This window comes from Pseudomonas spirodelae (assembly GCF_034653255.1).
GTDB classification, from domain to species: domain Bacteria; phylum Pseudomonadota; class Gammaproteobacteria; order Pseudomonadales; family Pseudomonadaceae; genus Aquipseudomonas; species Aquipseudomonas spirodelae.
Map to the genome: position 1 here is coordinate 253,945 of NZ_JAYEET010000001.1, position 12,824 is coordinate 266,768.

Genomic DNA, 12,824 nt, shown 5'->3' on the forward strand with positions numbered 1-12,824 from the left:
GCTCGGCCAAACACCGCTCAATTCCAATAATATTTAGCTTAACTGGCACGCCGTGCAGGCTGCTGGTAAAGACCGGAAAACATCTCTGCCATCGTATCTTCACTCGGTTCTTGGGTCGCCTGCAGCCCAACGGCCCGACTCACCAACTGATGACTGCGCGGTATCTGCAGATCATCGGGAATGCGTGGCCCATCAGTGAGGTAGGCTACCGGTAGACGTTGGCTAATAGCCAGCCCTAACACCTCACCCAAACTGGTGGCTTCATCCGCTTTAGTGATAATACAGCCAACCAGACCACAGCGTTTATAACTATGGTAGGCGGCTTTCAGCACTTGGCCCTGGCTGGTTGCGGCCATCACTAGATAGCTCTTGGCATTGACGCCACGGCTGGCCAGCGTTTCCAGTTGCATGCGCAGCGCCGGATCATTGGCCGGCAGGCCAGCGGTATCGATCAACACAACACGCTTGCGCGCCAGAGGAGCCAAAGCCTGGGTCAAGGATTGACCCGGATCGACCAGCGTGACTGGCACGTTAAGAATACGACCCAGAGTTTTGATCTGTTCCTGCGCGCCAATGCGGTAGCTATCGAGGCTGACCAGGGCAATATGCTGCGCGCCGTACTTGAGCACATAACGCGCCGCCAGCTTGGCCAAGGTCGTGGTCTTGCCCATACCCGCCGGGCCCACCAGGGCGATGACGCCGCCATCTTCCATTGGCTCTTGCTGCGGCGTCTTGATGGCGTGAGCCAGATGCGCCAGCAACATGCGCCAGGCCTGACGCGGCTCGGCGATGTTGGCAACGCGCTCAAGCAGCGCTTTCGCAAGTTCAGCGGACAGGCCCATGCGTTGCAGACGACGCCACAGATTCGCTTGCTGCGGCTGGCGGCTCTGCAACTGCCCCCAGGCAATTGAACCCAGCTGCACCTCAATCAGTTCACGCAGGCCATGCAGTTCGAAGCGCATGGCATCCAGGGCGCCCTGATCAGCGGCTGCAGGAGCAGCACGTGCCGGAGACAATGCCTCAGCCAAGCGATCGACTGGCACACTGGCGGCGGCGCCAAACAACTGACGATCCTTGCCGGCATCGACTTGAGCACGCGTGGTCAGCTCCGCCTGCGCTGTGGCGATTTTTGCCTGAGTCTTGCGTAATTCGGCTTCCAGCGCCGGATTAGGCTGACGGGCTGGCGCGGCGGGCACTTGATAATCCAGTGCGGCAGTCAGCTCGACACCGCCAGCAACCCGGCGATTGCCAATGATCGAGGCATCGGCACCCAGTTCATCACGCACCAGCTTCATGGCGGTACGCATATCGGCGGCGAAAAAGCGTTTGACCTGCATGGCCTGTAACCTCGGTTAGTTCTGCCCCACCGTCGCAACGATGGTGACCTGCTTATTATCCGGAATTTCCTGGTATGCCAGTACATGGATACTCGGAACCGCCAGCCGCGCGAATCGCGAGAGCATCGCCCGGACCGGACCGGCCACCAGCAGTATCACTGGCTTGCCGAGCATTTCCTGGCGCTGCGCCGCTTCCACCAGGGAACGCTGCAGCTTCTCGGCCATGCCAGGCTCAAGGAGGATGCCCTCCTCGGAGCCTTGACCGGCCTTCTGAATACTATTTAGCAATATCTGTTCCAACCTTGGCTCAAGGGTGATCACAGGCAGCTCCGGCTCTAGTCCCACAATGCTTTGCACAATTGCGCGGGCTAACGCGACACGCACCGCAGCCACCATCACGGCGGGATCTTGACTCTTCACCGAGACATTGGCGATGGCCTCGGCAATGGTACGGATATCACGCACCGGCACCTGCTCCTGCAGCAGGCTTTGCAGCACCTTGAGCAGGGTCGACAGGGAAATCATCCCAGGCACCAACTCTTCGGCGAGCTTGGGTGAGCTCTTGGCCAGCAGCTGCATTAACTGCTGCACTTCTTCATGCCCCAGCAGTTCATGGGCATGTTTGTGCAGCACTTGGTTGAGGTGGGTGGCGACCACGGTACTGGCATCCACCACGGTGTAACCGAGGGACTGCGCCTGATCACGCTGGCTTGGGTCAATCCACACGGCCTCCAGGCCGAATGCCGGATCCTTGGCGGCAATGCCATTGAGCGGACCGAATACCTGACCGGGATTGATCGCTAGTTCGCGATCCGGATACACCTCAGCCTCGGCCACGCTGACGCCCATCAAGGTCAGGCGATAGGCGCTGGGCTGCAGGTCAAGGTTGTCGCGGATATGCACCGACGGCATAAGAAAGCCCATTTCCTGGGAAAGTTTTTTGCGTACGCCTTTGATCCGCGCCAGCAACTGGCCGCCTTGGTTACGGTCAACCAGGGGAATCAAGCGATATCCGACTTCCAGGCCGACCATGTCCACCGGCGTCACGTCGTCCCAGCCCAGTTCCTTAACCTCCTGAGCCTTCTGCGCTGGCAGCAGTTCCTGCTGGCGCTGCACTTCCTTCACCTCGCTTTCTTTGGTCGCGCGCTGCTTATTGGCAATCCAATAGGCCGCGCCCGCCGCCACCAATCCCAGGCTGATAAAGGAGAAATGCGGCATGCCAGGCACCAGGCCCATGGCGATCATCACAGCCGCCGTCACTGCCAGCGCGCGCGGCGAAGCGAACATTTGCCGATTGACCTGGGCACCCATGTCTTCCGAACTGGAAACCCGGGTCACCATAATCGCGGCAGCAGTGGACAGCAGCAACGAAGGAATCTGCGCCACCAGACCGTCACCGATGGTCAGCAAGGTGTAGATACGCCCCGCGTCGACAAAGCTCAGGTCATGCTGAAAAATCCCGATGGCCACACCGCCGATCAGGTTGATAAATAGAATCAGCAAGCCGGCAATCGCATCACCACGCACGAACTTGCTCGCACCGTCCATGGAGCCATAGAAGTCGGCCTCCTGGGACACCTCGCTGCGCCGCAGCTTGGCCGTTTCCTGATCGATTAGGCCGGCGTTGAGGTCGGCGTCGATGGCCATTTGCTTACCGGGCATGGCATCCAGAGTGAAGCGCGCGCTGACTTCGGAGATGCGCCCAGCACCCTTGGTGACCACTACGAAGTTGATGATCATAAGGATCGCAAACACCACGATACCGACCACGTAGTTGCCGCCGATCACCACCTCACCAAACGCTTGAATCACCTTACCCGCGGCATCTTGGCCGTCCTGGCCATTGAGCAGCACCACCCGCGTGGACGCGACGTTAAGCGCCAGCCGCAGCAAGGTCGCCGCGAGCAGAATGGTCGGGAATACCGCGAAATCCAAGGGCCGTAGGGCATAGATCGCCACCAACAACACGACGATCGACAAGGCAATACTGAAGGTAAATAGTACGTCGAGCAGGAATGGCGGAATCGGCAGCATCACCATGCCAAGCATGACCAGCAGCAGCAACGGAATACCCAGATTGCCCTGCTTCAACCCCGACAGGTTGCTGCGTACATCACCGATCATTTGTGAGCGATCTATTGCCACACCACTACCCCAGCCAATTCAATCTTTTGACGCTTTGCGCGCCTCTGGGCAGGGATTTGCAAGAAGCTGTCCAACTTTGCCGGCCTGAGGCAAACAGCCGGTAAATGCACGGATTGCAGCGCACGGATGATCAGTCGTCGCGGCGTAAATCCGGCGGGATCGGTATCTCTGGCAGCGGCCCTGGGCGTTTGCCTTTACCCGCCTGGTACTGGCGCAGCTGGTAGACGTAAGCCAGTACCTGGGCAATCGCCAGATAAAGCCCTGCGGGAATTTCCTGATCCAGCTCAGTGGAATAGAACACGGCCCGCGCCAGAGCCGGAGACTCCAGCACCATCACCTTGTGCTCATTGGCAATTTCACGAATCTTCAATGCCGTAAAGTCGCCGCCCTTGGCCAGCAGCACCGGCGCGCTGCCTTTGGCCGGGTCGTATTTCAAGGCCACGGCAAAGTGCGTCGGGTTGGTGATCACCACATCGGCGTCAGGCACCGACTGCATCATGCGCCGCTCGGCCATTTCGCGCTGTAGCTGACGAATACGCTGCTTAACCTCCGGCTTGCCTTCGCTGTCTTTGTACTCGTCGCGCACTTCCTGCTTGGTCATCATCAGCTTCTGCTTGCTGCTCCAGAGCTGGAATGGCACGTCTACGGCAGCAATCAAAATCAACCCGCAGGACATCCACAGGGCGCTCCAGCCCACAACCGTCATCGAATGCAGAATCGCCGATTCAAGGGGTTCATGGACAATCGCCAACAGGTCTTCCTGCCAGGCAGACAACACCACCACGCACACCAACAGGATCAGAATGAATTTGGCCAACGCCTTGAGTAGCTCGACCAGCGCCTGCACGGAAAACATCCGCTTAAGGCCCGCAGCGGGATTCATCCGGCTGGCCTTGGGCGCCATGGCTTCGGCGGAAAACAGCCACCCCCCCAGGGAAATCGGCCCAACAATCGAGACGATCAACAGCAGTATCAGCAGTGGAAACAGCGCGTTTAATGCGATTTCCCCGGATGCCGCCAGCCACAGCCCCATGCTGCGCTCATCCATGACCACCTCACGCGGCAAGGAAAAATTGCCCTGCATGATGTCCATCATGGCCTTACCGATACTGCCGCCGAACGCCAACATGCCGCCAAACCCGCCCAGCGTCACCGCAAGGGTGTTGAGCTCTTTAGAGCGGGCAATCTGGCCCTTCTCACGGGATTCGCGCAGGCGTTTCTCCGTGGGTTCCTCGCTTTTATCAGCACCACTCTCGGACTCGGCCATGGCTTAGCGCGCCCTCGCCATTTCACGAAGGAACTGCAAGGCTTCGGTCGCAAACATCTGGTACTGCGCGAGGAAATCGGCCATGCCGATCCAAACAATCACCAGCCCGAGCACCAAAGTCAGCGGAAAACCGATCGAGAAGATATTTAGTTGCGGCGCCGCCCGGGTCATGACCCCGAACGCGAGGTTGACCACCAGCAGCGCGGTGACCGCAGGCAGTACTAAAAGCAAAGCGGCGCCTAGCACCCAACTCAGTTTGTGGGCGATCTCCCAGTAATTTTCCAAGAGAAAACCACCGCCAACCGGCAGGGTAAAGAAACTCTCGGCGAGTACTTCAAAGACCACTAAATGGGCATTCATCGCCAGAAACAGCAAGGTCACCAGGATCGTAAATACCTGGCCGATCACCGGCACCGAAATACCGTTGGCGGGGTCAACCATTGAGGCAAACCCGAGGCCCATCTGCATGGCAATAATTTGCCCGGCAATCACAAAAATCTGGAAGAACAGCTGCAGCACAAACCCCAGCATCGCGCCGATCAGGATCTCCTGAGCAATCCAGATAAAGGCCTCCACACTGATGGCATCAATAGCCGGCATGGGCGGCAGGCTCGGCATAATTGCCAGGCAGATGGCCAGAGACAGATACAGGCGCACCCGGCCAGGAACCAGCTGAGTGCCGATGAGCGGCATAAACATCAACAGCGCAGAAATGCGAAACAGTGGCAGCATAAAACTGCCCACCCACGCCCCAATCTGCCCGCTGCTTAATTCGAACATGTCAGCCGATCAACAGCGGAATGTTCATGATCAGGTTTTGGGTGTACTCCATCAATTCGCGCACCAGCCAAGGGCCGAGCACTATCAAGCAGATCAGAATCACCAGCAACCTGGGTAAAAAACTCAGGGTCTGTTCGTTGATTTGGGTCGCTGCCTGGAACATTGCCACCAGCAAACCCACCAGAAGACTAGGCACGACGAGCACAGCAACAATCATCGCAGTCAACCACAAGGCATCGCGCACAAGATCAACCGCAACTTCAGGAGTCATGGCTAGGTACCTCCGAAGCTGGCGGCCAAGGTGCCCATGATCAGCGCCCAGCCATCAATCAACACAAACAGCATGATCTTAAACGGCAGGGAAATGATCAGCGGTGACAGCATCATCATGCCCATCGCCATCAGGATACTGGCGACCACCATGTCGATGATCAGAAACGGGATAAAGATCATAAAGCCAATCTGGAAGGCGGTTTTCAGCTCTGAGGTGACAAAAGCCGGCACCAGAATGGTCAGCGGAGCATCATCCGGCGTGGCGATATCCGTGCGCTTGGACAGGCGCACGAACAGTTCCAGATCGCTTTCGCGGGTCTGCGCCAGCATAAAGTTTTTGATTGGCCCTTCCGCCTTGAGGATCGCATCCTGGGCGTTCATCTGCTCGCTGAGGTAGGGCTGCAGGGCTTCGCGGTTAATCTGATCAAACACCGGGGCCATGATAAACATGGTCAGAAACAGCGCCAGGCCCACAAGTATCTGGTTCGACGGCGTTTGTTGCAGGCCCAGCGCCTGCCGCAGAATCGAGAAGACGATGATGATCCGGGTAAAGCTGGTCATGAGCATGACAAACGCTGGAATAAAACTCAGCGCGGTCATGATCAGCAAGATCTGCAGGCTAACCGAGTATTCCTGCTGTCCTTCGGTGTCGGTACTTAGGGTGATCGCCGGAATCGATAACGGGCTACTGCCCGACTGAATCAGCGTGCTCCCCGCCGGCGGATCTGCAGCGAACGCAAGCGAAGCCGCCAGGCTAAAAACCAACACCAGTAAGCAACGCAGCATCACGACTTGTCCTTCTGATCCTTACCCAGCAACTCCATCAGGCGCTGCGCAAACTCGGTCGAAGCCGGCTCGGCATCCGGCAAATGCACCGGTTCCTGCATCACATGTAACGAGGTGATGTTGCCTGGCGTCAGCCCCAGCAACACCTGCTCGCTCCCCACCTGCACCAGCACCAAGCGATCGCGTGGCCCTAAGGCCTGGGTGGCCACCACTTTGATCACCTGACCACCACGCGGCACGATCCGCTGTACCCGGCGCATCAGCCAGGCCAACAGAAAGATCAAGCCGATCACCAGCAGCAGGCCCAGCAACAGCTGCACCAACTGCCCGCCCATACCTGAACTGGCAAGCGGGGCAGCGGCTTGTGCGGCGGGTTCGGCAGCCATTGCAGCAACAGGTAGAGCCAGCAGGCTCAGCAGGAGGGTTCTATACATGGTCAGCGCAACTTCTTGATGCGTTCGCTGGGGCTGATCACGTCAGTCAGACGAATGCCGAATTTCTCATTCACCACCACCACTTCGCCATGAGCAATCAGGGTGCCGTTGACCAACACATCCAGCGGCTCGCCGGCCAGGCGATCCAACTCAACGACCGAACCTTGATTGAGCTGCAGCAGGTTGCGAATGGTGATATCAGTGCTGCCGACTTCCATGGAGATCGACACCGGGATATCCAGAATCACATCCAGATTCGGCCCATCCAGGTTAACCGGCAGGTTGTTCTTGGGCGCGCTGCCGAATTCTTCCATGGGCGCACGTGGGACCGAGGGTGCCGAATTGCTTGCTGCGAGCATGGCGTCGATATCGTCCTGCCCGGCATCGCCGGCCTCGGACAATGCAGCCGCCCACTCATCGGCCAGCGCCTGCTCTTCAGGGGAGCTGGCTTCTTCGCCGTCTTCGATATTATCGTTTTCGTCTGCCATCGTTCTTCCTCGGCTGGCGTGAATAGGGTTAACAGTTAACGCAAGCGCTCAATCGGATCGAGCACCTGCAACGCCAGGTTGCCTTTGTGGGCCCCTAGCTTGACCTTGAATGAAGGGACGCCATTAGCGCAGAGCACCATATTTTCTGGCAGCTCAACTGGGATCACATCGCCTGGCTGCATGTGCAATATGTCGCGCAATTTAAGCTGGCGCCGCGCGACGGTGGCACTCAGCGGCACGCTCACACCGAGGATGTCTTCGCGCAGGGCCTTGATCCAACGCTCATCCTGATCGTCGACATCGGACTGGAAGCCCGCATCAAGCATCTCGCGAATTGGCTCGATCATCGAATACGGCATGGTGATATGCAGATCACCGCCGCCGCCGTCCAATTCGATATGGAAGGTCGACACCACAATCACTTCACTGGGGCTGACGATGTTGGCCAGCGCCGGGTTCACTTCCGAGTTGACGTACTCGAAATTGATATCCATCACCGCGTGCCAGGCTTCTTTCAGGTCAACAAATGCCTGATCCAGCACCATGCGCACCACGCGCAATTCGGTCGGGGTGAACTCACGCCCTTCAATCTTGGCGTGACGACCGTCACCACCAAAGAAGTTATCCACCAGCTTGAACACCAGCTTGGCGTCGAGAATAAACAGGCCGGTGCCGCGCAGCGGCTTCATCTTCACCAGGTTGAGGCTGGTCGGCACATACAGCGAGTGCACGTACTCGCCAAACTTCATCACCTGCACGCCGCCCACTGCCACATCGGCGGAGCGGCGCAACAGGTTGAACATGCTGATGCGGGTATAGCGGGCGAAGCGCTCGTTGATCATCTCAAGCGTCGGCATGCGCCCACGGACAATGCGGTCCTGGCTGGTCAGGTCATATTGCTTGACGCTTCCCGGCTCGGCTTCATCCTCGGTTTCAACCAAGCCGTCATCCACGCCGTGTAACAGGGCATCGATTTCATCCTGGGAAAGCAGGTCTTGCACAGCCATATACCGCTCCTGGTTACTGCAATACGAGGTTGGTGAACAACACTTGCTCGATCGTGACCTTGCCGGTCTCTTTCTGCGCCAACTCCTGCACGCTAGCGGTGGCCTGCTGGCGCAGCATTTCCTTGCCCACCGGGGTGATCAGGGAGGCGAAGTCCTGTCCGGAAAACAACATAACTAAACGATTACGCAGCACTGGCATATGTACTTTGAGGGCATCCAGTGCAGCCTGGTCGCGCGTCATCAACGCAACGCTGACCTGCATATAGCGGGCGCGCCCCTGATAGTTGAAATTCACTACAAATGCCGGCGACAGCTCTTCATAGATAGCCGCCTGTTTGACTGGCGCTGCAGGCTCAGCACTGGCAGCTGCCTTGGCTTCTTCAGCGCCCGCGTCATTCTTGCTCAAAAAGAACCAGGTGCCGCCCACGGAAAGGCCTACAGCCAGCAGCACGGCGAGCACGATGATGATGATCAGCTTCATTTTGCCGGCTGGTTTCGCTTCGCCATCTGCCGGCGCTTGCGCTGCTTCTTTCTTAGCCATGCCAATAATCCGTCATTATTCGGAGTTCTATCCGCTTTCAAAGGGTTGCGAGCAAGTGTTATGCCAGTCTGTCAACAGGCCTGCTCACTTCGGGTGGCCCAGCACCCTAAATAGGTGCGGGCAAGGCATCGATAAGCGCACGCCCCAAACAAAACCGCCCGACTCCCACGCAATGGGAGTCGGGCGGTACGCAGTTTAGATCAGTGGGCCGTGCAACTACAGCGCCAAGCACCTCAGAACCTAACCAAAGCCGGCGGCGCATCGCCTGCCCTGCATTAAGGCAGGCTGATGCGGGCTAGCGGTTGCTACTCGCTCAAGCGTAATAGTCGACCAGGCCACGGGCACTCCCCGCGTTTGGTCGCGCGGATTCAACAGTGCTCACATGCAGTTCTTCGTCCGCGCCCGATCGTTCACCCGAGGCACCACCGCGCCCTCTGCCGTCACCACCGTCCTGGCCTTGCCAACCACGGTTCAGCGACTGATCGGAAACGCTCACGTCCAGCTGGTTCATGCCTTGCTGGGCGAACAGCTCACGCAGGCGATGCATCTGCGCATCCAAGGCTTCGCGTACTCCCGCATGGGGGCTGGCAAAGGTCACTTGGCTCTGCTCTTGGTTGACGCTAATGCGCACCTCCAGGCGCCCCAACTCGGCCGGATCGAGTTGAATTTCGGCAGATTTGAGATTCTGGCTGGACATCACCATCACTCGATCCACTACCGCCTCACTCCAACCGCCCTGCTGCATGGGCACCGGCTGCCCAACCACAACCGGCGCACGCGCAGAGAGTGGGCTTTGTTGGCCAATTGCCTGACTCAGCGCATTGAGTTTGCTGACAAAGTTCTCAGGCGAATTGTTCGCTGTGCCTTCCTTCAGTGCTTCCAGGCTTTTGCCGGTAAGGGCCTCAAGCTGTACGTCCGAGAGCTCGAGCGCATCGCCTTCAACTGGCGCCTCATCCTGCAGCAGCTGACTGGCCAGCATGCCCTGACTCGCGCTCTGCGTTGCCTGATTAGCCTGCGCCAAAGGTGTAGCGGCTTGTTCCGCCAAGGCTTTTTCCTTCGCCCCCATTTCCAATGCCATACGCACTGCCGGCAGTTGGTTGAGCGCATCCAACTCAGCGTCAAAGCTGGCCTCGGTCATGCTCGCAGGCCCTGAACTGGTCAACCCACTGGTTACCAGCAAGGGCGCAGGCGAGCTGTCGGGCGCGAGCCCTTGCTGCGGCAGTTCGCCGGTTATACCGAGCAACAACAGCGGATCAAGCGCATCCGCCTCGCTTGCCGGGTCACTCGGCAAAGGCTTGCCGCTATCGGCAACCTCGCCCGGCCCAGTGGCGGCAACAACCTGCGGCTCATCGTCTTGCTGTTCTTTCGGTTTACTCTCACGCGCAGGCTTTGCGGCAGCATCGTTACGCTCGACCGCCTTGGCCTGACGCTCCTTGGCGTACACCTGGGAAAAGCTGGATGCCTCGTTTTTATTGGCCTGCGCGGGTTTTTCCGGCGGCTTTGCTGCAGCAGCCTTAGGCTTTACGGCAGGTGCCGATTTAAGCAGCAGATCGGGGGCAACGGACATTGATACTCTCCGCTCGGGGTTGGTCGTGCAGAGGCAAATGCAAGGGGCGGGCCAACTCATTGGCATAGCAATAAACAAGGCTGGCATGCAGCAGGCGCCTGCTCAACAGCAAAACTAATGCCGATAACGCTGGCGCTCGGACTTCAGCAAGATGCGCACAATGGCAAACTCACGCTCGACCTGCTCAACCAGTTCAGGGGCTTGCGCCAATTGCTCGCGCCGCGCGGCCTCTTCCAGTTGCCTGCAAAGCCCTGCGAGAATCAGCGCCCCCATATTGCTGCAACTGCCTTTAAAACTGTGGGCGGCCAGTCGCAGGCTCTGTGCATCCGTCGCCTGCTCAGCCTGGCGTAGCGACAGTAGGCGCTCTTCGGAGTCGATCAGAAAGGTATCCAGCAACACTGGATATTCATCTTCCATAACGTCCTGCAATGCCAGCAACACGGTGCTATCAAGATGAATATCGGACAACGTCTCACTCCCTGGGCGTTATTGGGTCGATTATGCCCTAGGCTGCCAAGAAAACTCCACGCGCACCCCGGACTCGCCGTCGCCCCAACTGCAACGCTCACTCAACCGCCTGACCAGCGCCAACCCGCGCCCGCTTAGGCGATGGGTATCGCTCGGTTGCGCTGACACCTGCGGCGCATTGAAGCCCGAGCCACTGTCCTCGACGCGGACAATCAAACGCCCGCCAGCACCTTCGGGGATTAACTGCAGATGAAAACGCACAAACCCGTCTACCAGCGCGGCCAGCCGCATGCTGCGCTGGCGGTAATAGTCGGCAAACCCTTCGGCATTCGCCTTGAGCGCAGAATCCAGGCCCAACACACCATGCTCCAAGGCGTTCGAATACAGCTCGGCCAGCACACTGAACAGCGCACCGCCTTGGGGGCGCAGCCCTTGCACCTCCAGCAGCAGCTGCAAGAGAAACGGCAAAGGATTGAAATGCCGCAGGGTTTCACCGCGAAACTCGAAGTTCGCCGACCAGTCCAGTGAGTGACTCTGGCCATTGTCCGCAAAGGCCAGTGGCGGCCGGTTCAGCGTGGCCTGATCGACCAGGCTGACCTCAACAAGGCTGACATCATCCTGTTGCTCACCACTGAAATGCGTCAGTGCCTGCTGGATTTCAGCAAACAACTGCGCCTGCTGCCGGTTGGCACGAAACACCTCAAGCAAACGTTCCTCACCGAACAGCTCACCCTGCTTATTGCACGCCTCCAGCACACCATCGGAGAGCAGGAAAACCCGATCACCCAGCGCCAGCGGGTAGACCTCGTACTTGTCATTGAACGCGCCAGGCTCCAGCACGCCCAGCGGCAAATGCCGCGACACCAACGGTATCCGCTCGCCATTGCCGCGCAGCAGATAACCATCCGGCAAGCCACCACCCCACACCTCGACCACCTGACGCTGGAAGCTGATGTTCAGAATGCTCGCACAGCAAAACACGCCCACGGGCAGGATGTGTTTGAGCTTGGCGTTGATTTCACGCAGCACTTCGGCCAGGGAATAGCCCTTGGCTGTCATGCCATAAAACACCTCGGCCAACGGCATCGCGCCAATCGCCGCAGGCAAGCCATGCCCGGTGAAATCACCGAGCAACACATGCATGCCACCGGAGGGTTTGAACGCAGCGAGCAGTAGATCGCCGTTAAACACCGCATAGGGCGATTGCAGGTAGCGGATATTCGGCGCATCCAGGCAACCGGAATGGGTCACCTTGTCGAATACCGCCTTGGCCACCCGTTGCTCGTTGAGCAGATGCTCGTTGTGCATGGCAATCAGATCGCGCTGCTGCAAGACGGTGTCCTGCAAGCGCCGCAGGCGGTCCATCGCGTTGATCTTGGCCTCAAGAATGACCCGATTGTAGGGTTTGGCCAGAAAGTCATCACCGCCAGCCTCCAGGCAACGCACCAAGGCTTCGCCTTCGGTCAGGGAGGTCAGAAAAATGATCGGCACCAGTTCTTCACCAGCAGCCTGCTTGATTCGCCGTGCGGCGTCGAAGCCATCCATCACCGGCATCAGGGCGTCCATCAGCACCAGCTGTGGACGCTCCTGCTCGAACAACGCCACCGCCTCAAGGCCATTGCTAGCCGTCAGCACCCGGTGCCCCTGGCGGCTGACGATGGTCGACAGCAGCATGCGGTCGGCAGCGTTGTCCTCGGCGATCAGAATGGACAGGCGCTCTGGCATGGCATG

The 12,824-nt window shown here is 58.6% G+C and carries 13 protein-coding genes; all 13 read right to left on the bottom strand.

What is annotated here, in order from left to right; all coding sequences use genetic code 11:
* Positions 1-38 precede the first annotated feature (38 nt).
* The 13 genes from flhF to SOP97_RS01265 all read right to left on the bottom strand — a co-directional run bounded on the left by flhF (position 39) and on the right by SOP97_RS01265 (position 12,818).
* A complete protein-coding gene (flhF, locus tag SOP97_RS01205; RefSeq protein WP_322947774.1) occupies positions 39-1,337 on the bottom strand; it encodes a flagellar biosynthesis protein FlhF in 1,299 nt (432 codons plus the stop codon).
* Positions 1,338-1,352: 15 nt separating this feature from the next.
* On the bottom strand, positions 1,353-3,476 hold the full coding sequence (flhA, locus tag SOP97_RS01210) for a flagellar biosynthesis protein FlhA (protein ID WP_274088002.1): 2,124 nt from the start codon (positions 3,474-3,476) through the stop codon (positions 1,353-1,355).
* Positions 3,477-3,612: 136 nt separating this feature from the next.
* Positions 3,613-4,749, bottom strand: coding sequence for a flagellar biosynthesis protein FlhB (gene flhB / locus SOP97_RS01215; RefSeq protein WP_322947776.1), 1,137 nt, complete (start codon positions 4,747-4,749; stop codon positions 3,613-3,615).
* Between the two features lie 3 nt (positions 4,750-4,752).
* On the bottom strand, positions 4,753-5,529 hold the full coding sequence (fliR, locus tag SOP97_RS01220) for a flagellar biosynthetic protein FliR (RefSeq protein WP_322947778.1): 777 nt from the start codon (positions 5,527-5,529) through the stop codon (positions 4,753-4,755).
* A gap of 1 nt (position 5,530) precedes the next feature.
* Positions 5,531-5,800, bottom strand: coding sequence for a flagellar biosynthesis protein FliQ (gene fliQ, locus SOP97_RS01225; protein WP_274087857.1), 270 nt, complete (start codon positions 5,798-5,800; stop codon positions 5,531-5,533).
* 2 nt (positions 5,801-5,802) lie between these two features.
* Complete coding sequence (gene fliP, locus SOP97_RS01230; protein WP_322947781.1) at positions 5,803-6,588, bottom strand: flagellar type III secretion system pore protein FliP; 786 nt, start codon at positions 6,586-6,588, stop codon at positions 5,803-5,805.
* Positions 6,588-7,022: a flagellar biosynthetic protein FliO gene (gene fliO / locus SOP97_RS01235; protein WP_322947783.1), complete on the bottom strand. Its 435-nt coding sequence runs from the start codon at positions 7,020-7,022 to the stop codon at positions 6,588-6,590. The genes fliP and fliO overlap by 1 nt, the downstream gene beginning before the upstream one ends.
* A gap of 2 nt (positions 7,023-7,024) precedes the next feature.
* A complete protein-coding gene (gene fliN, locus SOP97_RS01240) occupies positions 7,025-7,510 on the bottom strand; it encodes a flagellar motor switch protein FliN (protein ID WP_322947785.1) in 486 nt (161 codons plus the stop codon).
* 35 nt (positions 7,511-7,545) lie between these two features.
* Entirely contained in the window at positions 7,546-8,517 is a 972-nt protein-coding gene (gene fliM / locus SOP97_RS01245; protein ID WP_274087853.1) for a flagellar motor switch protein FliM, read from the bottom strand.
* A 13-nt stretch (positions 8,518-8,530) separates the two neighbouring features.
* Positions 8,531-9,058, bottom strand: coding sequence for a flagellar basal body-associated protein FliL (gene fliL, locus SOP97_RS01250; protein WP_274087852.1), 528 nt, complete (start codon positions 9,056-9,058; stop codon positions 8,531-8,533).
* Positions 9,059-9,371: 313 nt separating this feature from the next.
* Complete coding sequence (locus tag SOP97_RS01255) at positions 9,372-10,625, bottom strand: flagellar hook-length control protein FliK (RefSeq protein WP_322947787.1); 1,254 nt, start codon at positions 10,623-10,625, stop codon at positions 9,372-9,374.
* A gap of 114 nt (positions 10,626-10,739) precedes the next feature.
* The gene (locus tag SOP97_RS01260; protein ID WP_322947789.1) at positions 10,740-11,093 is read right to left on the bottom strand and encodes an Hpt domain-containing protein; all 354 of its coding nucleotides are present in this window, start codon (positions 11,091-11,093) and stop codon (positions 10,740-10,742) included.
* A 30-nt stretch (positions 11,094-11,123) separates the two neighbouring features.
* Positions 11,124-12,818, bottom strand: a complete 1,695-nt coding sequence (locus SOP97_RS01265; RefSeq protein WP_322947791.1) for a fused response regulator/phosphatase — start codon at positions 12,816-12,818, stop codon at positions 11,124-11,126.
* Positions 12,819-12,824: the final 6 nt, after the last annotated feature.